17 protein-coding genes are annotated in these 19644 nt (G+C 61.9%); 6 read left to right on the top strand and 11 right to left on the bottom strand.

Features of this window, described 5'->3' with window-relative positions; all coding sequences use genetic code 11:
- Positions 1–180: 180 nt before the first annotated feature.
- Both ACWHXP_RS09515 and ACWHXP_RS09510 read left to right on the top strand, forming a co-directional pair.
- Positions 181–807 (top strand): DUF47 domain-containing protein, encoded by a 627-nt coding sequence (locus ACWHXP_RS09515; protein ID WP_034330265.1) that lies wholly within the window; start codon positions 181–183, stop codon positions 805–807.
- A gap of 71 nt (positions 808–878) precedes the next feature.
- Positions 879–1886 carry an inorganic phosphate transporter gene (locus ACWHXP_RS09510; protein ID WP_039788418.1) on the top strand — a complete coding sequence of 336 codons (1008 nt, stop codon included), beginning with the start codon at positions 879–881 and terminating at the stop codon, positions 1884–1886.
- 98 nt (positions 1887–1984) lie between these two features.
- On the opposite strand, the gene ACWHXP_RS09505 is transcribed toward ACWHXP_RS09510, so the two are convergent.
- The 10 genes from ACWHXP_RS09505 to ACWHXP_RS09460 form a co-directional block, all read right to left on the bottom strand.
- Positions 1985–3688 carry a PhoH family protein gene (locus ACWHXP_RS09505; protein WP_199725020.1) on the bottom strand — a complete coding sequence of 568 codons (1704 nt, stop codon included), beginning with the start codon at positions 3686–3688 and terminating at the stop codon, positions 1985–1987.
- Between the two features lie 461 nt (positions 3689–4149).
- On the bottom strand, positions 4150–4626 hold the full coding sequence (locus ACWHXP_RS09500; protein ID WP_489633948.1) for a peroxiredoxin: 477 nt from the start codon (positions 4624–4626) through the stop codon (positions 4150–4152).
- Positions 4627–4718: 92 nt separating this feature from the next.
- The gene (locus ACWHXP_RS09495; protein ID WP_134222218.1) at positions 4719–5660 is read right to left on the bottom strand and encodes a polysaccharide deacetylase family protein; all 942 of its coding nucleotides are present in this window, start codon (positions 5658–5660) and stop codon (positions 4719–4721) included.
- 271 nt (positions 5661–5931) lie between these two features.
- Entirely contained in the window at positions 5932–6987 is a 1056-nt protein-coding gene (locus tag ACWHXP_RS09490) for a bifunctional UDP-4-keto-pentose/UDP-xylose synthase (RefSeq protein WP_051057356.1), read from the bottom strand.
- A gap of 29 nt (positions 6988–7016) precedes the next feature.
- Positions 7017–7934: a formyltransferase gene (locus ACWHXP_RS09485; protein WP_489633949.1), complete on the bottom strand. Its 918-nt coding sequence runs from the start codon at positions 7932–7934 to the stop codon at positions 7017–7019.
- Positions 7931–8887 (bottom strand): glycosyltransferase, encoded by a 957-nt coding sequence (locus ACWHXP_RS09480; RefSeq protein WP_034330258.1) that lies wholly within the window; start codon positions 8885–8887, stop codon positions 7931–7933. The genes ACWHXP_RS09485 and ACWHXP_RS09480 overlap by 4 nt, the downstream gene beginning before the upstream one ends.
- A 219-nt stretch (positions 8888–9106) precedes the next feature.
- Complete coding sequence (locus tag ACWHXP_RS09475; protein WP_134135257.1) at positions 9107–10228, bottom strand: DegT/DnrJ/EryC1/StrS family aminotransferase; 1122 nt, start codon at positions 10226–10228, stop codon at positions 9107–9109.
- Positions 10229–10326: 98 nt separating this feature from the next.
- Positions 10327–10698 (bottom strand): EamA family transporter, encoded by a 372-nt coding sequence (locus ACWHXP_RS09470; RefSeq protein ID WP_121039800.1) that lies wholly within the window; start codon positions 10696–10698, stop codon positions 10327–10329.
- A complete protein-coding gene (locus ACWHXP_RS09465) occupies positions 10695–12422 on the bottom strand; it encodes a glycosyltransferase family 39 protein (RefSeq protein ID WP_489625365.1) in 1728 nt (575 codons plus the stop codon). The genes ACWHXP_RS09470 and ACWHXP_RS09465 overlap by 4 nt, the downstream gene beginning before the upstream one ends.
- A gap of 56 nt (positions 12423–12478) precedes the next feature.
- On the bottom strand, positions 12479–12859 hold the full coding sequence (locus ACWHXP_RS09460) for an Mth938-like domain-containing protein (RefSeq protein ID WP_039788406.1): 381 nt from the start codon (positions 12857–12859) through the stop codon (positions 12479–12481).
- 390 nt (positions 12860–13249) lie between these two features.
- On the opposite strand from ACWHXP_RS09460, the gene ACWHXP_RS09455 reads away from it, so the two are divergent.
- Together ACWHXP_RS09455 and ACWHXP_RS09450 are read left to right on the top strand one after the other, a co-directional pair.
- On the top strand, positions 13250–14479 hold the full coding sequence (locus ACWHXP_RS09455; RefSeq protein WP_489625366.1) for a pyridoxal phosphate-dependent aminotransferase: 1230 nt from the start codon (positions 13250–13252) through the stop codon (positions 14477–14479).
- Positions 14480–14551: 72 nt separating this feature from the next.
- Positions 14552–15862: a homoserine dehydrogenase gene (locus ACWHXP_RS09450; RefSeq protein WP_034340975.1), complete on the top strand. Its 1311-nt coding sequence runs from the start codon at positions 14552–14554 to the stop codon at positions 15860–15862.
- A gap of 97 nt (positions 15863–15959) precedes the next feature.
- Here ACWHXP_RS09450 and ACWHXP_RS09445 read toward each other — a convergent pair whose 3' ends face one another.
- Positions 15960–16397, bottom strand: a complete 438-nt coding sequence (locus tag ACWHXP_RS09445) for a surface-adhesin E family protein (protein ID WP_034340981.1) — start codon at positions 16395–16397, stop codon at positions 15960–15962.
- Between the two features lie 332 nt (positions 16398–16729).
- On the opposite strand from ACWHXP_RS09445, the gene thrC reads away from it, so the two are divergent.
- Positions 16730–18190 carry a threonine synthase gene (gene thrC, locus ACWHXP_RS09440; RefSeq protein WP_489633950.1) on the top strand — a complete coding sequence of 487 codons (1461 nt, stop codon included), beginning with the start codon at positions 16730–16732 and terminating at the stop codon, positions 18188–18190.
- A 224-nt stretch (positions 18191–18414) separates the two neighbouring features.
- Positions 18415–19644, top strand: a complete 1230-nt coding sequence (locus ACWHXP_RS09435) for a molybdopterin molybdotransferase MoeA (RefSeq protein WP_489635862.1) — start codon at positions 18415–18417, stop codon at positions 19642–19644.

The following is a 19644-nucleotide window of genomic DNA, read 5'->3' as shown; positions in this document are numbered from 1 at the left end:
GGCGTGTCGCTGCACAAGGATCACGGGCGGCGTCGGGCCGCCCGTGTCATGCAAGGCGAACGGTCCCCAAGGCCGTTCGTGCAGGACCGGCAGGGCGGGGTACCGGCTTCCAAGGGGGTAGCCGCAGGCCGGTTCGAAACGGCGCTTTACATGAGCGCTAACCATTGATGAGAGAGAAAAATGTTTGGACGATTGATGCCGACTGAAGGCAAATTCTTTGACCTTTTCAATCAGCATGCAGAGCTGGCGGTCAAGTGCGCGAAAGAAATGGTGGCGCTGATGACCAATTTCGACGACCTTGAAATTCGCGTGCACGCCATTGAAGCCGTCGAGAAGGAAGCCGACAAGGTCACGCACAATGCCATCGAACTGCTGCACAAGACCTTCATCACGCCGCTGGACCGCGATGACATCCACCAGCTGATCACCCGCATGGATGACATCCTGGACCTGCTCGAAGATGCGGCCCAGACCATCTCGCTCTACGACATCAAGGCCATCACGCCGGAAGCCAAACGCCTGGCCGAGCTGTGCCTGTCCTGTGCGGAGAAGGTGCAAGCCGCCGTGGGCCTGCTGTCGAACATGGACAACTCGCGCCAGATCCTGTCGATCTGCCAGGAAATCGACCGCCTGGAATCCGACGCCGACCACGTCATGCGTGCGGCCATGTCCAAGCTGTTCCGCGATGAACCGGACGTGCGCACCCTGATCAAGCTCAAGGCCATCTACGAAATCCTGGAAACCGTCACCGATCGCTGCGAAGACGTGGCCAACATCATCGAAGGCATCATCGTCGAAAACGCCTGATCTCGCGGCGTAGCGGCGATTCCCTCGATTTCCGACGGGGACGCCGCTGGTTTCACACAACGGTTTCCCCCATGCAAACAATCCAAATCAGCTTACATATTCTCGCGTTGTTGATCGTCCTGGCGCTGCTGTTCGACTTCATGAATGGTTTCCACGACGCCGCCAACGCGATCGCCACCGTGGTCTCCACGGGCGTACTGCGTCCGCAGACCGCCGTGGCCATGGCCGCCTTCTTCAACCTGGCGGCCGTGTTCGTGTTCCATCAACTGCACGTGGCGGCTTCGGTGGGCAAGGGCACCATCGAACCGGCCATCGTTGACCAGTACGTCATCTTCGGTGCCCTGATCGGGGCCATCTTCTGGAACCTGGTGACCTGGTATTACGGCATCCCGTCCTCGTCCTCGCATGCCCTGATCGGCGGCCTGGTCGGCGCGGCCGTGGCCAAGGCCGGTACCGGCGCGCTGATTTCGGCGGGCCTGCTGAAGACGATTCTCTTCATCGTGCTCTCGCCCGTGCTGGGCCTGGTATTTGGCTCCCTGATGATGCTCGTGGTGTCGTGGATCTTCTTCCGCTCCACACCACGCAAGATCGATGGCTGGTTCCGCCGTCTGCAGCTGCTGTCGGCCTCCATGTACAGTCTGGGTCACGGCGGCAATGACGCGCAGAAGACCATCGGCATCATCTGGATGCTGCTGATCGCTTCGGGCTATTCCTCCCCGGATGCGCCGCCGATGTGGGTCATCATTTCCTGCTACTGCGCCATCAGCCTCGGTACGCTCTTCGGTGGCTGGCGCATCGTCAAGACCATGGGCCAGAAGATCACCAAGTTGAAGCCCGTCGGCGGTTTCTGCGCCGAAACCGGCGGTGCGATCACCTTGTTCATCGCCACCGCCCTGGGCATTCCGGTCTCGACTACCCACACCATCACCGGCGCCATCGTCGGCGTGGGCGCGGCGCAGAAGATGTCGGCCGTGCGTTGGGGCGTGGCCAGCAACATCGTCTGGGCCTGGATCTTCACCATTCCGGCCTCCGCCTTCGTGGCGGCGATCGCCTGGTGGATTGGCGTGCACGTGCTGTAACAAGCCGTCATTCATGGTCGCTGCCAGCGCGGCGGCCGCCCAAAAGCAAAAAGCCACGTTTTCACGTGGCTTTTTGCTTGGGTGCTGAAGAAAAGTGCTTACAACACGTCGCTGGCGTGATCGGCCAGGCGCGAGCGTTCGCCGCGCGCCAGGGTGACATGCCCGCTGTGCGCCCAGCCCTTGAAGCGGTCGACCACATAGGTCAGGCCGCTGGAGCCTTCGGTCAGGTAGGGCGTGTCGATCTGGGCGATGTTGCCCAGACAGACGATCTTGGTGCCGGGGCCGGCACGGGTGACCAGGGTCTTCATCTGCTTGGGCGTCAGGTTCTGGGCTTCGTCGATGATCAAGAACTTGTTCACGAAAGTGCGGCCGCGCATGAAGTTGAGCGACTTGATCTTGATGCGCGAGCGGATCAGGTCCTGGGTCGCAGCGCGGCCCCATTCCCCGGCATCGCCATCGGACTTGTTGAGCACTTCGAGGTTGTCATCGAAGGCGCCCATCCAGGGGCCCATCTTCTCTTCTTCCGTGCCCGGCAGGAAACCGATGTCTTCACCGACCGGCACCGTCACGCGGGTGACGATGATTTCGTTGTAGAGCTTGGTCTCCAGCACCTGCGCCAGGCCCGAGGCCAGTGCCAGCAGGGTCTTGCCGGTACCGGCCTGGCCCAGCAGGGTGACGAAATCACACTCCGGGTTCATCAGCAGGTTCAGCGCGAAGTTCTGCTCGCGGTTGCGCGCAGTGATGCCCCAGACGCTGTTCTTGGCGTGGCCGAAGTCGCGCAGGGTCTGCAGCACGGCAGTCTTGCCGTTGATCTGGCTGACCTGGCCGTAGAAGGCCGGTTCACCATTCTTGGGCTCGATGAAGACGAACTGGTTGACCAGGAGCGAGGGCACGTAGGGGCCGGTGACACGGTAGTAGGTGTAGCTGCTGCCGTGGCGGCTTTCCTGCCAGGACTCCATGCCCTTGCCATGCTTGTTCCAGAAGTCATCTGGCAGCTGCTGGATGCCCGAATACAGCAGGTCGGTATCTTCCAGCACATGGTCGTTGAAGTAATCTTCCGCGGGCAGGCCAATGGCACGCGCCTTGAGGCGCATGTTGATGTCCTTGGAGACCAGCACCACCGGACGTTCCGGATACTGCTGGTCCAGCGCGCGCACCACGCCCAGGATCTGGTTGTCGGCCTTGCCTTCGGGCAGGCCTTCCGGCAGGGCGGCGTTCTGCAGCTTGGTCTGGAAGTACAGGCGGCCCTTGGCATCCTTGTTGCCCAGCTTGGCCAGCGGGATGCCCAGGTCGATCGAATCCTCGGCCACGTCGGACACCAGCGCATCCAGCGAACGCGAGATCTGGCGCGCATTGCGGGCCACCTCGGACATGCCCTTCTTGTGGTTGTCCAGCTCTTCGAGCGTGACCATGGGCAGGTAGATGTCATGCTCCTCGAAGCGGAACAGCGAGGTCGGATCGTGCATCAGCACGTTGGTATCCAGCACGAACAGCTTGGACTTGCCCAGCTTGTCGGCCACGCGGCTGGTGGGCGACTTGGGTCGGGCTTCTGCGCTCTTGGGAGCGGCTTTCGGTTTCTCGGCCACGGCGGCAGTCTTGCCGGTGATGCGCGCGCGGGGCGCGGTGACCTTGGTATCGGAGACGTCGGCAACGGCAACTGCAACTGCTTGGGGTGCAACTACGGGAGCGGAGGTTTCAACGAGAGTGATGTTCGGTTTGACGGGCTTGTTGCGATCGGCCTTGGGATAGTCCTCGGGAGACAGCATCGAAGCTGGTTTGCTCGGCATTTTGGGCAGGGGCATCAGGACCTCGGAAGTGGATGAAGAAAACACCGCTTTGTCAGAGCGAACAGGTGAAGCAATACATCAGACAGCAAAGAAAGGGATCTTGCTGCAAGGCCGGGCATGCCAATGAAATCCTTGCACCTGTGCTGCAACGTAGCGACCGTTGCCGTACGGAGGGCAGACAGGGGTTGGGCGAGGGCTTGATTGGCCGGGACGGCAGGGGTGGCAAAGTAAAAAGTAAAAAAGCCGTTTCGGCAGGCCTCGGGCCTTAACCTGAAACGGCTTCCAGCAAACGTTTTTCTGTTTGAATTCAATGGCTTGTATCGTTTGACCGCATGGTTGGAACGCGTCGCAGCTACTTGCCAGGTCTCCGCGCCGCGGCCTGAATCGATCGTTGCCGTCCGGACCCTGCGCGCAGCAGCCGGGTGGGCTATTGCGCTGCAGCAACCGGACCGCCTGTCTCAGGAATCGAACTTCATTCAGGCCACGGTTTTGATGAAGGCCAGCACCTCATCCACGTGTGCAGGAACCTTCACTCCACGCCATTCTTTCACCACTTTGCCTGCGGCGTCAATCACAAACGTGCTGCGCTCCACGCCACGTACCTGCTTGCCATACATGTTTTTCATCTTCATGACGTCGAACATGGTGCACAGGGTTTCATCGGGGTCGGAGATCAGCTCGAAGGGCATGCCCAGCTTGCCCTTGAAGTTTTCGTGGGACTTCAGGCTGTCGCGGCTGATGCCGAAGATGTCGGTATTGGCAGCCTGGAACTGCGGATGCAGGTCACGGAACTGCATGCCCTCGGTGGTACAGCCGGGGGTGTTGTCCTTGGGGTAGAAATACAGGACCAGGTTCTTGCCGCGATAGTCGGCCAGGTTGAAGGTCTTGCCACTGGTCATGGCGGCCGAGAAGTCCGGCACGGTCTTGTTCAGGAGGGATGGTCGGTCTGTCAAAGTGGCGCCCCGTAGGTGAAGTCTTGTTGGTGGATGGTTGGCGGGCCGGGGTCACCGGCCCTGATGAAGCCATGATCAAATCCTGTGCAGCCTTACATCGCCTGCACGATCATCTCGCCCGACCGGCCGGGCAGTTCGCCCCAGGCGATCGGCAGGATGGGCAGGACGTCATTCTTGATGCTCTGGTAGTAGTCGCCCATGGAGACCAGTTCGTAGCCTTGGGCACGCCAGCCGGTGAGCAATTGTTCGAAAATGGGGCCGAGTTTCTGTCCTTCAAGCTCCGCGTGAAGAGTGAAGACATGGTCACGCGGTTCCTTGGTCAACTGAAGCAAAAATTCAGCAGCATTGCTCGCGTCGATCATCTTGCCGCCGATCTCGCGGCCCAGGATTTCATCCAGCGTGGGCAGGGTGGTGGGCAGTTGCACGCAGGAGAGCGGCTTGCCGAAGGCCGACAGGCGATGCGGGCCGGCATCGGCATCGGCCAGGCGGCCGTTTTCCCGCAGCTGCGAGCGTCCGTCCGAGGAGTAGGCCATGCCGAACTGGTCCAGCTGGACGAAGGCGTGATCGTTCATCTGCCAGCCCGCAGCGCCGTGCGTACGGGGTGCCTCACCGAAAATCTCGCGATAGCGGGCATGCGACTTGTGCATGGTCTCCACGGTCCACTGAGCGTCGGCAGTGCGAACGTCGTCCTGCCAGACTCGGTGGTCCCAAGTATGGATGCCGCATTCGAAACCCGCGTCCCTGGCTGAGCGCATGAAATCGGCACAGGTCTTGCCGATGTCGGGGGCGGGCAGCAGGGTGCCGTACATCAGCGTTTTGATGCCATAGTGTTCCACCACCGAAGTGCGCGAGACCTTGCTGAAGAAGCCCGGACGGAAGATCTGCTTCAGCGCCCAGCCGGTGTGGTCGGGCCCGAGCGAGAACAGAAAGGTGGCACCGGCACGATGGCGGCGCAGCTGGTTGATCAGGTTGGGGACGCCCACGCGGGTGCCGCGGTACGTATCGGCGTCGATCTTGAGAGTGAGTTTGGGCAATTCGCTGGACCGGAAAGAGGGTGATCGGCGGTGGTCCGCCATGGTGTTGCTGACTGTCGGGGTAGTGCGCCGGGCGTTGGACTGCGGCGGCTGACGACAAGTTGCGAGACTAGCATCCTGCGCCGGATAGAACAATATGCAGCAGCGCAGCATGCGGGGCAATACGGTGTCACGACGGCGATCTGTTCCGGCGCAAGCCAGACGGAAATGGCCGGAAAAAGCAAAACCGCGCCGAAGCGCGGTTTGCATGAGATCGTCAGTCAGCGGCCAATCAATCCATCAGCGCACGTGCCTGAGCCACCTGGCTGCGGTAGGCATCGAAGATGTTGCGCAGGGTGTCGGCCATGGTGGTCTTGGGGGCCCAGTTCAGTTCGTCACAGGTGTTGGTGATCTTGGGCACGCGGTTCTGCACGTCCTGATAACCCTTGCCGTAGTAGGCGGCGGAGGTGGTCTCGACCAGCTTGACCTGCTTGGCGGTCTCGGCGTATTCCGGGTACTCGGCGGCCAGCTTGAGCATCATGTCGGCCAGGTCCTTGATGGAATAATTGTTCACCGGATTGCCGATGTTGTAGATCTTGCCGGAGGCCACGCCGCCTTCGTTGGCGATGATCTTCATCAGGGCGTCAATGCCGTCATCGATGTAGGTGAAGGCGCGCTTCTGCTGGCCGCCGTCGACCAGGGAGATGTTCTCGCCACGGACGATGTGGCCGAAGAACTGGGTCACCACGCGCGACGAACCTTCTTTCGGGGTGTGGATCGAGTCCAGGCCGGCACCGATCCAGTTGAACGGACGGAACAGGGTGAAGTTCAGGCCGGCTTCCATGCCGTAGCCCCAGATCACGCGGTCCATCAGCTGCTTGGCGCAGGAGTAGATCCAGCGCGGCTTGTTGATCGGGCCGCAGATCAGTTCGGATTCTTCCGGATCGAATTCCTCGTCATGGCACATGCCATAGACTTCCGAGGTCGAGGGGAAGACCAGGTGCTTCTTGTACTTGGCGGCCGAACGCACGATCGGCAGGTTGGCTTCGAAGTCCAGCTCGAACACGCGCAGCGGGGCGTTCACGTAGGTCGACGGGGTCGCGATGGCCACCAGCGGCAGGATCACGTCACACTTCTTGACGTGGTATTCCACCCATTCCTGGTTGATGGTGATGTCGCCCTCGAAGAAGTGCATGCGCGACTTGTAGGCCTCGTTTTCCAGAATGTCGGTGATGCGGTCGGTCATCATGTCCATGCCATAGACGTGCCAGTCCGTGGTTTCCAGAATGCGCTTGGACAGGTGGTGGCCGATGAAGCCGTTGACGCCGAGAATGAGGACTTTTTTCATAATGTAGAGAGCTAGTGAATGGCCGGACTTCAGGAGGCCATGTATTTCAGGTAATTGTTGAGTGAAGCATCCTGATCATTGATCAGGATGCCCAGGATCTGGAGGAAGTTGCCATCGCCACAACGTGCGTACAACTTGCCGCCTTCGAAGAACTTGTCTTGCGTACCGTGGGCCCGCTGCAGCGCAGGATGGGCCGCCGGCGGAACCAGCCGGGTTCTCGTGACCGTAATTTTATCACCCGCGATTTCCTCGAAGGCACCCGGATAGGGCGGGGCCACCGCGCGCACCAGATTATGGACCTCGCCGGCGGTACGCCGCCAGTCGATACGGCCATCTTCCGGCTTGCGGCCGCTGAAGTAGCTGCCGTGCGAGAGGTCATTGGGCAGGTTGGGCGTATTGCCCGCCAGCATGGCCGGCAGCACGTTCCAGAGCGTCATTTCTGCCGCCACGACCACCTTGCCAAAGACTTCATGCGCGGTATCGTCCGGCAGAATCGGTACGGCAGTCTGCGCCACGATGGCACCGGCGTCGGGCTTGACCGTCATCTCATGCAGGGTGGCACCGGTTTCGGTCTCGCCGTGCAGCACCGCCCAGTTGATGGGGACGCGGCCACGATACTTGGGCAGCAGCGAGCCGTGCATGTTGTAGGCACCGCGCCTGGCGCAGGCCAGCACTTCCACCGGCAGCATATGACGGTAGTAGAAACTGAAGAGGAAGTCCGGCTGCAGCGCCTGCAACTGCGCCAGCAGCTGCGGCGAGCGTGGGTCAGCGGGGGTGATGCAGGCAATGCCATGTTCGCGGCACAGGCTGGCCACGGAACCGAACCAGATATTCTCGGTAGCGCTGTCCTCGTGGGTCACCACCAGCGACACCTGCACGCCACGCGCGAGCAAGACCTTCAGGCAGCGGACGCCCACATCATGGTAGGCAAAGACGACGGCGTTCATAGGGCTTGCTTGTCTTCTGAAGAGGATTGCTCAAGGATGGCCTGCACCACATAGCGCGGGCGCGAGCGCACCTGCATGTAGATGCGGCCGATGTATTCGCCCAGCAGGCCGATGGAGAACAGGATCACGCCCATCAGGAAGAAGGTGATGGCGAACAGCGTGAAGACGCCACCGACTTCCGCGCCGATCAGCATGCGGCGCAGCACGATCAGGATGAACAGCGCCGCCGACGCGAACGACAGGCCGATACCCAGCAGCGAAAAGAATTGCAGCGGCACCAGCGAGAAGCCGGTGACCAGATCGAAGTTCAGGCGGATCAGGCTGTAGAAGGAATACTTCGATTCGCCCGCCGAGCGCTCTTCATGTTCCACCACGATCTCGGTCGGATTGCGCGAGAAGGTGTAGGCCAGGGCCGGCACGAAGGTATTGACCTCGCGGCACTGGTTGACCAGGTCGATGACGTTGCGGCCATAGGCACGCAGCATGTTGCCCTGGTCGGTCATCTTGATGCGCGTGATCTTCTCGCGCAGGCGGTTCATGGCCTTGGAAGCGTAGGTGCGCCAAGCCGAATCCTGGCGCTTGCGGCGAATCGAGCCGACGTAGTCGTAGCCTTCGCGCATCTTGGCCACCAGGTTGCCGATTTCTTCCGGCGGATTCTGCAGATCGGCATCCAGCGTCACCACCACTTCGCCACGAGTGGCTTCGAAGCCCGCCATGATCGCCATGTGCTGGCCGTAGTTGCCATTGAACAGCACCACCCGCGTCACGTCCGGGCGCAGGCGGTATTGCTCGGCCAGGATGCCGGCGGAGCGGTCGCGGCTGCCATCGTTGACGAAGATGACTTCATAGCTGTAGCCCAGGGCGTCCAGCGCCGGGTAAAGGCGCTCGAACAATTTGGAGAGCCCGGATTCCTCGTTGTAAACCGGGATGACGACGGACAGTTCTGGTTTCATCAAATATCAAAAAATAAAGGCTGGAATGCCTGGCCCTGGAGCCCGCATCCAGCGGTACTGAAAGCGTGTTCTGCAATAAATCAATGGCCCGATGCGCCACGAAACAGGGTCATCGCGGCGTTCAGGCCAGGGGAAATGCAGGAGACCAGCTTGCGAAAATGCAAATAAAACGAATTATGCCGAATTTTTTCGTCGAATTCTTTGCATTATCCGCAAAAATCAACCAAGCACCGATTTTACCGTTTCCACCGAGCGTTCCACGTCCTCTTTACTCATTGCATTGAACATGGGCAGCGACACGATGCGCTGGCCGACGCGTTCGGCCACCGGGAACATGCCTTCCTTGAAGCCACGTTCACGATAGAGCTTCAGCAAGTGAATGGAAGGGTAGTGGTAGCCGATGCCGACCTGCTTTTCCATCATCTTTTCCATGAAGGCGGCGCGAGTGATGCGCTCCGGCAGGACCAGCTGGAACATGTGCCAGTTGGAGTTCTCGAAGTCGGCCACTGGCAGCTGGGCACCGAAGCTGGCTTCGAAATCGCTGCCGAAGCAGGCGAAATAGTGGCGCGCCAGCTCCTTGCGGTGGGCGGTGACGGCATCGATGTGGGCGAACTGGCCCAGGCCGATGGCGGCGGCCACGTCGGTCATGTTGAACTTGCCGCCCAGAACATCCACTTCCAGGCCGTCGAAGCCGCTGCGGGTGACGCCCTGCAGGCGGTATTTCTCGGCCAGACGGGCTTCCTCGGCATTGTTGAGCACCAGGAAACCGCCTTCGGAACTGGTGATGTTCTTGTTGGCCTGCAGGCTGAAGGAGACGAAATCGCCGAAGGCACCGATGCGCTTGCCCTTCCAGGTCGAACCCAGCGCCTGGGCGGCATCTTCCACCACGCGCAGATTGTGCTTGGCGGCAATCGCGTAGAGGCGGTCCATGTCCAGCGGCAGGCCGGCCAGGTAGACCGGGATGATGGCCTTGGTGCGCGGGGTAATGGCGGCTTCGAGGCGGTCCAGGTCGATGTTGCGGGTGACCGGATCGATGTCGGCGAACACCGGGGTGGCGCCGGTTTCCAGGATCACGTTGGCGGTGGCGACCCAGGAGATGGGAGTGGTGATGACTTCATCGCCCGCGCCGATGCCGGCGATGCGCAGCGCGATTTCCATGGTGCAGGTGCCGGAGTTGAAGGTACGCACGATGCGTCCGCCCAGGTAGTCCGACAAGGCTTTTTCGAACGCCTGCACTTTGGGGCCGCTGGTGATCCAGCCCGAGCGCAGCACTTCACCGACGGCGGCGATGGTGGCTTCATCGATGGTGGGTTTGGAAAACGGCAGGAAAGGCAGGCTCATGGTGGAATCCGGTCAGACTAGGTTCAAGGGGAGGGCGCTGCCGCAGCGGGCAGCGCAGTGGCCGGCACGCCGGGCGCGCGGCAACCCGGTATTGTAAATCAGCTTCTGGTCAGCAAGACCACGCCGACGATGATCACGCCGATGGCCAGCAGGCGCTGCAGGGAGATGGCTTCGCCCAGGAAGTACCAGGCACCGATGGCATTGATGATGTAGCCCAGCGAGAGCAGCGGGTAGGCGATGGTCACGTCCACCCGCGACAGGCCGATGATCCACACGCCCACCGAGATCACGTAGCAGGACAGGCCGCCGATGATGGGCAACTGGGTAGCCAGCTTGAGGCCGGTGGAGAACCAGTTGTCCGCCGTCAGGTGGATCGCGCCGACGGCATTGGTACCGGCCTTGAGCAGCAGTTGTGCAACGGCGTTCAGGCAGATGCCGACGAAGATGAAGCCAAAGGTAGTCAGGTTCATTTCGCCGCCTTCTTCTCGCCGGCGACTGCTGCGGCAGGTGCCGGATCATTGGCCACGATCACGCGGCGCGGGTCCTGGCCGATCAGGCGCATCGGCAGCTTGCGCTCAACCAGCTGCTTGTAGATGGTCGGATCGATGATGGCGATATCCTTCTTGCCAGCCGCGTTGTCGGCCACCCATTGCGCCACGAAGGCATCGATGGTGGGCAGCCACAGCTGCGGTTCCTGCTTGAGACCGAACTCCATTTCGTCGGCATGCTGCACCAGGGTCATGGTGCGGCGCAGGTAGAAGGGCAGGGCCTGTTCATAGCGGCCGACCAGGTAGATCGGGGTTTCCGGCTTCAATTCAGCCTGCAATGCCGGCACGTAGTCCACGCCCGCCGAGTAGCGGCCCTGCGGATCATGGCCCAGCATCAGCAGCTGGCCGGCCACGAAGGCGGTCGCCGCCAGCGCGGTCACGGCCCAGTCCTTGTGCTGGCGTGCCAGGCGGATGGCGGCGATGCCGCCGACGAAGAAGATCAGGGTGGCGGCGTACAGGTAGGGCACGTGGGCCTCCACCAGCGGCAGCGAGTAGGCATCCTTGGCCAGCGAGGGCACGCGCGGGATGAAGGCCAGCGCCACCGCCGAGGGCAGGGCCACCAGCGAACCGGCCCAGGCCAGCGCCTTGTAGTCCGCTTCGTCCAGGTAGCAGGCGATCAGCAGCGCCAGCGCAGGGAAGATCGGCAGGATGTAGGAGGGCAGCTTCGAGTCCGAGATGCTGAAGAACACGAAGATGAACACCGCCCACACCAGCAGCATCCGCTTGGGCTGGAAACGTCCGCCGTTGAGGCTGTTGTAGCCGGCGGTGTCGCGTTGCTCGCGGGTGCCTTTCCACAGGCTCTGGAAGAACACGCCCAGCCAGGGAATGATGCCCAGCACCAGGATGGGAATGAAGTAATACCACGGACCGGTGCGGCTATGGATCTTGGTGGTGAAGCGCTGGAAGTGCTCGTGGATGAAGAAGAACTGCGGGAATTCCGGATTGCGCAGCGACACCGCGACGAACCACGGGGTGCAGATCGCAAAGAACAGGATCAGGCCCTTGACCAGATGCAGTCGCTTCCAGATCGCCCAGTCGCGCGCAAACAGGGTATAGAGCACCAGCACCGCACCGGGCAGAACGATGCCGATCAGGCCCTTGGACAGCACCGCCAATGCCATGCCGGCCCAGCACAGGAGCATCCAGTTGCGCTGGCCTTCACGGGAGGCACCGTCGCGCTGCGCCATCAGCAGCGAGCACAGGGCGATGGTCATCATGCCCGACAGGCCCATGTCCAGCGTATTGATGTGGCCCATGCCCGCCCAGAAGAAGCTGGAGGCCAGCACCAGGGCGGCATAGAAGCCGACGCGGCCGCTGAAGACGCGGGTGCCGGTATAAGCCGCCAGGCCGATGCCCAGCAGGCCGCAGAGGCCGGTCCACAGGCGCGCCTGCCATTCACCGAGGCCGAACAGCTCGAAGGTGATGGCATTCATCCAGGTTTGCAGGGGCGGCTTCTCGAAGTACTTGATGCCGTTCAGGCGGGTGGTGATCCAGTCCTGCGTGGCCACCATTTCGCGCGCCATCTCGGCATAGCGGCCTTCGTCGGTGGGCACCAGTACACGGGCTCCGAGCATCCAGAACCAGACCAGCAGGAAGAGAATGAGCAGCGTCCAGACGAACGCCTTGGATTTATACAGTTCGCGCATTGACAGCGGTTCCTTGTTGCGTGTTCTTGGGTTTCTTGTCGCGGCAGGTGCCGGCGTCAGGCCTGGGGCGCAATGATCAGCGCCAGCGCCACCTTGCGCCCTTCGGCCATGAGAATGTTGTAGGTCCGGCAGGCGGCCTGGTTGTCCATGCACTCCACGCCGATGCGGCGCGCAGTCAGCACCGTGGTCAGCTTGGGATGGACGAAGCGCTGGCGCTCGCCGGTGCCCAGGATGACCACGTCCGGTGCGGTGGCATCGATCTGGGCAAAATGCTCGGGAGTGAGCGCCTCGAAGCTCTCTGCCGGCCAGGGCACCGGCTCGGTCTCGGGCAGCACCAGGAGGCTGTTGGTGAAACGGATGGCATTGAGCTCGACGCCGTCCTCATCATAGGCGGTGACGGTCTGGTATTGCTTGGTTTCGGTCGAATGGAGCTTCATCGCAGATGGGCAGGATGGGTTGCAGGCGGCCCCGCGGGGCGAACGGCCGGGCCATGATGTCAAGTCGACATGCATCGCAGCAACGCGGTCGTAAAGTGCGCCATTGTAGCCGTTTCCGACCCCGGCGCACGCCTATTTGATTGATAAAATGCTTAGCTTTGGGCAAAATGGCCGGTTCCCGGCAAGCCCATGAGGCAGCGCCGCAGGCCGCTTTGCAGGTGCTTTACATTGCACTGCAGCAGGCAAAAACGTGCAGGAAAATGATGGCAAGCGTGGTAATGGAGGGGAGCCGCAGGATAAAGGTTCCGGTCCGGTGCCCGCGGCCGATGAAGCAGGACAGGACGGGCAGGGGCCGACGCCGCCTGTCGCGAAACGATTAGAGGAAGAGCTGTGCGACCGATTCAGAAATCCAAGAAGCTGTCAGATGTGTGTTACGACATTCGGGGTCCCGTGCTGGAAAAGGCGCGCCAGATGGAGGAAGAAGGCCACAAGATCATCAAGCTCAACATCGGCAACCTGGCCGCCTTCGGCTTCGATGCGCCCGACGAGATCGTGCAGGACATGATCCGCAACATGGGCAATGCCTCCGGCTACACCGATTCCAAGGGCCTGTTCGCGCCCCGCAAGTCGGTCATGCACTACACCCAGCAAAAGAAGATCGAAGGCGTGACCATCGATGACATCTACCTGGGCAATGGCGCCTCCGAACTGATCGTCATGAGCGTCAATGCGCTGCTCAATACCGGCGACGAAGTGCTGGTGCCGTCGCCCGACTATCCGCTGTGGACGGCCGCCGTGAGCCTGTCCGGCGGTACTCCGGTGCATTACGTCTGCGATGAACAGCAAGGCTGGCAGCCCGACATCGCCGACATCAAGAAGAAGATCACCCCCAACACCAAGGCCATCGTCGTCATCAACCCCAACAACCCGACCGGCGCGCTGTATTCGGTGGAGGTGCTGAAGGAGATCATCGAACTGGCGCGCCAGCATCAACTGATCATCCTGGCCGACGAGATCTACGACAAGGTGCTCTACGACGGCAACACCCACACCTCGCTGGCCTCGCTGGCCGACGATGTGCTGTTCATCACCTTCAACGGTCTGTCCAAGAACTATCGTTCCTGCGGCTACCGCGCCGGCTGGATGGTGGTTTCGGGCGAGAAGAAGCATGCGCGCGACTACATCGAAGGCCTCAACATGCTGGCCTCGATGCGCCTGTGCGCCAATGCGCCCGGCCAGTTCGCCATCCAGACCGCGCTGGGCGGCTACCAGAGCATCAATGACCTGGTCGCCCCCAATGGCCGCCTGACCAAGCAGCGCGACCTGGCCCACAAGCTGCTCACCGATATTCCCGGTGTGACCTGCGTCAAGCCCAAGTCGGCGCTCTACATGTTCCCGCGCCTGGATCCGGAGGTTTATCCGATCAAGGATGACCAGGAATTCGCCTACGAACTGCTGGCCGAGGAAAAGGTATTGATCGTGCAGGGCACCGGCTTCAATTGCCCGACGCCGGACCACTTCCGCGTGGTGTTCCTGCCCAATACCGACGACCTGACCGAATCCATGGGGCGCATCGCGCACTTCCTGGAAGGCTATCGCCGCCGCCACGGCACGGCCTGATCCGTTTTGCAGTACCCGTCACGTCCGCGGCCTGCGGCGTGGCGGTCATTTTTCACCAATCACGAAGACAATATGAAATCCATCAAAGTAGGTTTGCTCGGCATCGGCACCGTGGGTTCCGGTACTTTCAATGTTCTCAAGCGCAACCAGCAAGAGATTGCGCGCCGTGCAGGCCGGGGCATTGAAATTACCATGGTCGCCGCTCGCAATACTGCCCGCGCGACCGAACTGACCCAAGGAGAAGTCAAGGTCGTCAATGACGGCAACCTGGTGGTGAACGATCCCGAGATCGATATCGTCGTGGAGCTGATCGGCGGCGATGACATCGCCCGCGACCTGGTGCTCAAGGCCATCGCCAACGGCAAGCACGTGGTCACGGCCAACAAGGCCCTGATCGCCAAGCATGGCAATGAAATCTTCAAGGCGGCGCAGGAAAAGGGCGTCATGGTGGCCTTCGAGGCGGCCGTGGCCGGTGGCATCCCCATCATCAAGGCCCTGCGCGAAGGCCTGACCGCCAACCGCATCCAGTGGGTGGCCGGCATCATCAACGGCACCACCAACTTCATCCTTTCCGAGATGCGCGACAAGGGCCTGGACTTCGACGTGGTATTGAAGGAAGCGCAGCGTCTGGGCTATGCCGAAGCCGATCCGACTTTCGACATCGAAGGCGTGGATGCCGCCCACAAGCTGACCATCATGGCCTCGATCGCTTTCGGCATCCCGGTGCAGTTCGACAAGGCCCACGTGGAAGGCATCACCAAGCTGCAGGCAAGCGACATCACCTATGCCGAGAAACTGGGCTACCGCATCAAGCTGCTGGGCATCACCCGCCAGACTGCCAAGGGCATCGAACTGCGCGTGCACCCGACGCTGATTCCGGCCTCGCGCCTGATCGCCAACGTTGAAGGCGCGATGAATGCCGTGGTGGTGCGTGGCGACGCCGTGGGTGAAGCGCTGTACTACGGCAAGGGTGCCGGTTCCGAGCCGACCGCCTCGGCCGTGATCGCCGACCTGGTCGACATCACCCGCCTGGCGACCGCCGACCCCGAACACCACGTGCCTTCGCTGGCCTTCCAGCTCAACGCCATGGCCGATACCCCGGTGCTGCCGATGAGCGAAGTCGTGACCAGCTACTACCTGCGCATCCGCGTGGCCGACCAGGCTGGCGTGCTGGCCGATGTGACGCGCATCCTGGCGGATTCGACCATTTCCATCGACGCCATGCTGCAGAAGGAGCCGGCTGAAGGCGAGCAGCAGACCGACATCATCATGCTGACCCACCAGACCCAGGAAAAGAACATCGAGGCTGCCATTGCCAAGATCGAAGCCCTGGCGACAGTGGTCGGCCAGGTCACCAAGATCCGCCTGGAAGAGCTGAGCTGATTCGATCTGCTGTCATTGCATCAAGGAAAAACGGAGCCCGCGGGCTCCGTTTTTCTTTGGATCGGGAAGAAGGGGGGGTGGTAAACGCCCCCTATGATCATTTCTTCAGTTCGAAATTGCAGACTGCCTGCAGCATGGCGTCGCCGACCGACATCGGCTTGGGCTTGATGAACTCTTGTCCCTTCAGGGCATCGCTGTGGTCACGCTTGTCGCCCTTGCCATCGTTCTCGGCGAAGATGATTTCGCGCACCAGCTTCATGCTGCCGGCCTTGCAGTTGTACTGGTGCAGGTCCTTGTAGGATTTCAGCGCGGGGAAGCTCTTGTCGCCATTGTTGGGACGCGCTTCCTTGAAGTTCCACATCGACCAGGCTTCGCGGATGCCGCCCGATTCGACGATGGAGTCGGTATCGACCAGCAGTTCGGACGTATCCGAGCCACCCAGCGATTGCCAGTTCTCGGCGTGCGCCGGCAGGCTCGCCAGCAGGGTGCCGAACAGGCCGGCCGCGGCCAGCAGGGTCTTGATCTTGTGGTTCATGCCGTTTTCCATCCTTTTGAGTTTGAAGTGCATCTTTGATGTGGCCAGCGTGCAAACATTCCCGCCATCCCGGCGGCGCTGCACGAAGTGGCGCAGCATAGCCCGGGCATGCGCGGCTTTCAAGGGTGGTAACGTTTTATTTCAGCTTGCGCCGGCGCCATGATGATTCAGTGCAACAAATGGCCTGTCAGCCCGAGACCCTGCGCCACCGCCCTGTCTGCAGGTGCAGCTTTCTTCCATGCCGCGCTTTTGTGCAGCGCCCGCTGGCCGTATAATCGTGCACTTTCCTCCCATTCCACGCTCCCGCCGCCTGCCGGCGCATTCTAATCGACATGCAATACGTTTCCACCCGCGGTCACGCTGCAACTCCTTCCTTTTCCGACATCCTGCTGGGCGGCCTGGCCCCTGACGGCGGCCTGTACCTGCCGGCCACGTATCCGCAGGTCAGCGGTGCCGAGCTGGACCAGTGGCGTACGTTGTCGTATGCCGACCTGGCCTTCGAGGTGCTCAAGAAATTTGCCACCGACATTCCCGAAGCCGACCTGAAGGCGCTGGCCCACAAGACCTATACCGCCGACGTCTACCGCAACACCCGCGCCGGTGAAGATGCCAGCCAGATCACCCCGCTGCGCACCCTGCAGGAAGAAGACGGCAAGAAGCTGGTGCTGCAGAGCCTGTCCAATGGTCCCACGCTTGCCTTCAAGGACATGGCGATGCAACTGCTGGGCAACCTGTTCGAATATGCGCTGGCCAAGAAGGGCGCAGAGTTGAACATCGTCGGCGCCACCTCCGGTGACACCGGCAGCGCCGCCGAATACGCCATGCGCGGCAAGAAGGGCATCCGTGTCTTCATGCTGTCGCCGCACAAGAAGATGAGCGCCTTCCAGACCGCGCAGATGTTCAGCCTGCAGGACCCGAACATCTTCAACCTGGCCGTGGAAGGCGTCTTCGATGACTGCCAGGACATCGTCAAGGCCATCTCCAACGACCTCGAATACAAGGCCGCCAAGAAGATCGGCACCGTCAACTCGATCAACTGGGCGCGCGTGGTGGCGCAGGTGGTGTACTACTTCCGCGGCTATCTGGCAGCGACGACCAGCAACGAGCAGAAGGTGTCCTTCACCGTCCCCTCGGGCAACTTCGGCAACATCTGCGCCGGCCACATCGCCCGCATGATGGGCCTGCCCATCGACAAGCTGGTAGTGGCCACCAATGAGAACGACGTGCTCGATGAATTCTTCCGCACCGGCCACTACCGTGTCCGCAAGTCGGCCGAGACCTATCACACCAGCAGCCCCAGCATGGACATCAGCAAGGCCTCCAACTTCGAGCGTTTCGTCTACGACCTGCTGGGCCGCGACAGCGCACGGGTCAAGGCGCTGTTCCACAAGGTCGAGACCGCAGGCGGCTTTGACCTGAGCGGCCAGCCCGGCAGCGACGGCAATGAATTCGCCAGCGTCCTGCAGTATGGCTTCGCCTCCGGCAAGTCGACCCACGCAGACCGCCTGGAGACCATCCGCTTTGCTGAAAAGGCCTATGGCATCACGGTGGACACCCATACCGCCGATGGCATCAAGGTAGCGCGCGAGCATCTGACGCCGGGCGTGACCATGATCGTGCTGGAGACGGCCTTGCCGGCCAAGTTCAATGAAACCATCCGCGAAGCCCTGGGCCGCGACGCCGACCGTCCGGCGGGCTTCGAGAACATCGAGGCGCTGCCGCAGCGCTTCGAGGTGATGCCGGCCGATGCCGCCCGGGTGAAGGCTTACGTGGCCGAGCACACCGGTCTGTAAGCCGCGCCTTACCATCTCTACGCCGTCCGCGCCATTGGCCCGGACGGCGTTTTTCATGGAGCGCGTACGGGCGGCGATTGCATTAGAATGTCGGGTCGCTGTATCGACCAGAAAACAACGCTTCACCCTTGTCCCGAACTTCGATCTTCTCCGTCAGGCCTGCCATGTCCTCCACGCCCGTTCCTTCCGCAGCCCCCTCATCCGACAAGCCGGCCCGCCCGCCCATGCAAAGCGTCAGCCAGGCGCTCGATACCTTGTTGTCGGCCGCCGTGCCGGTGGTGGAGAGCGAGACCGTCGATACGCTGGAGGCGTGTGGACGCGTGCTGGCAGCGCCGGTGACGGCTTCCATCGACGTGCCCGGCATGGACAATTCGCAGATGGATGGCTACGCCGTGCGGGCGGCGGATTGCGCATCGGGCCAAGCGCGCCTGCGCGTATCGCAGCGCATTCCGGCGGGCCACGTGGGCCAGCCGCTGGAACCGGGGACGGCGGCGCGCATCTTTACCGGTGCGATGATGCCGCAAGGGGCCGACGCCGTCGTCATGCAGGAAGCCTGCGAGACCGAGGGTGAGCACGTGGTGATCCGCCATGTCCCCAAGAGCGGTGAATGGGTGCGCCTGATCGGTGAAGACATCCGCCAGGGCAGCACCATCCTCGCCGCCGGTACCCGCCTGCGTCCGCAGGAACTGGGGCTGGCGGCCTCCATCGGACAGGCGCAGTTGCAGGTACTGCGGCCGGTGCGCGTGGCGGTGTTCTTCACGGGCGATGAACTGACCATGCCCGGCCAGCCGCTCAAACCGGGCGGCATCTACAACTCCAATCGCTTCCTGCTGCGCGGCCTGTTGCAGAAACTGGGCTGCCAGGTCAGTGACTTCGGCATCGTTCCCGACAGTCTGGAGGCGACCCGGCAGACCCTGCGCGAGGCCGCGCGCGAGCACGATCTCATCATCACCAGCGGCGGCGTCTCGGTGGGGGAAGAAGACCATGTGAAGCCTGCTGTCGAAGCCGAGGGCCGCATCAACATGTGGCAGATCGCCATGAAGCCTGGCAAGCCGCTGGCCTTCGGCCAGGTGCGCCGCGGGCCAGGGGCGGAAGAACAGGGAAGTGAAGCTTTCTTCCTGGGGTTGCCGGGCAATCCGGTGTCGTCCTTCGTCACCTTCCTGCTCTTCGTCAGGCCCTTCATCCTGCGCCTGCAAGGGCTGCCGCGCGAGGCGGTGTTGCCGCAACCGGTGGCCATGCGCGCCGACTTCGACTGGCCACGTGCCGACCGCCGCCAGGAATTCCTGCGCGTGCGCCGCAATGCGCAGGGCGGACTGGATCTGTTCCCCAGCCAAGGGTCGGCAGTCCTGACCTCGACTGCCTGGGCCGATGGCCTGATCGACAATCCGCCGGGGCAGACCATTGCCGCCGGCGACACGGTGCAGTTCCTGGCTTTCGATCACCTGCTGAACTGA

Source organism: Herbaspirillum sp. Her2 (genome assembly GCF_057961375.1).
This window is presented reverse-complemented; position numbering and strand designations above follow the sequence as displayed.

Coding starts and splice junctions, on each gene's coding strand:
- ACWHXP_RS09485 (WP_489633949.1), bottom strand. CDS start 7,934: ATGAACGCCGTCGTCTTTGCCTACCATGATGTGGGCGTCCGCTGCCTG.
- ACWHXP_RS09505 (WP_199725020.1), bottom strand. CDS start 3,688: ATGCCCCTGCCCAAAATGCCGAGCAAACCAGCTTCGATGCTGTCTCCC.
- ACWHXP_RS09450 (WP_034340975.1), top strand. CDS start 14,552: ATGAAATCCATCAAAGTAGGTTTGCTCGGCATCGGCACCGTGGGTTCC.
- ACWHXP_RS09510 (WP_039788418.1), top strand. CDS start 879: ATGCAAACAATCCAAATCAGCTTACATATTCTCGCGTTGTTGATCGTC.
- ACWHXP_RS09460 (WP_039788406.1), bottom strand. CDS start 12,859: ATGAAGCTCCATTCGACCGAAACCAAGCAATACCAGACCGTCACCGCC.
- thrC (WP_489633950.1), top strand. CDS start 16,730: ATGCAATACGTTTCCACCCGCGGTCACGCTGCAACTCCTTCCTTTTCC.
- ACWHXP_RS09475 (WP_134135257.1), bottom strand. CDS start 10,228: ATGAGCCTGCCTTTCCTGCCGTTTTCCAAACCCACCATCGATGAAGCC.
- ACWHXP_RS09480 (WP_034330258.1), bottom strand. CDS start 8,887: ATGAAACCAGAACTGTCCGTCGTCATCCCGGTTTACAACGAGGAATCC.
- ACWHXP_RS09465 (WP_489625365.1), bottom strand. CDS start 12,422: ATGCGCGAACTGTATAAATCCAAGGCGTTCGTCTGGACGCTGCTCATT.
- ACWHXP_RS09445 (WP_034340981.1), bottom strand. CDS start 16,397: ATGAACCACAAGATCAAGACCCTGCTGGCCGCGGCCGGCCTGTTCGGC.
- ACWHXP_RS09490 (WP_051057356.1), bottom strand. CDS start 6,987: ATGAAAAAAGTCCTCATTCTCGGCGTCAACGGCTTCATCGGCCACCAC.
- ACWHXP_RS09470 (WP_121039800.1), bottom strand. CDS start 10,698: ATGAACCTGACTACCTTTGGCTTCATCTTCGTCGGCATCTGCCTGAAC.
- ACWHXP_RS09435 (WP_489635862.1), top strand. CDS start 18,415: ATGCAAAGCGTCAGCCAGGCGCTCGATACCTTGTTGTCGGCCGCCGTG.
- ACWHXP_RS09515 (WP_034330265.1), top strand. CDS start 181: ATGTTTGGACGATTGATGCCGACTGAAGGCAAATTCTTTGACCTTTTC.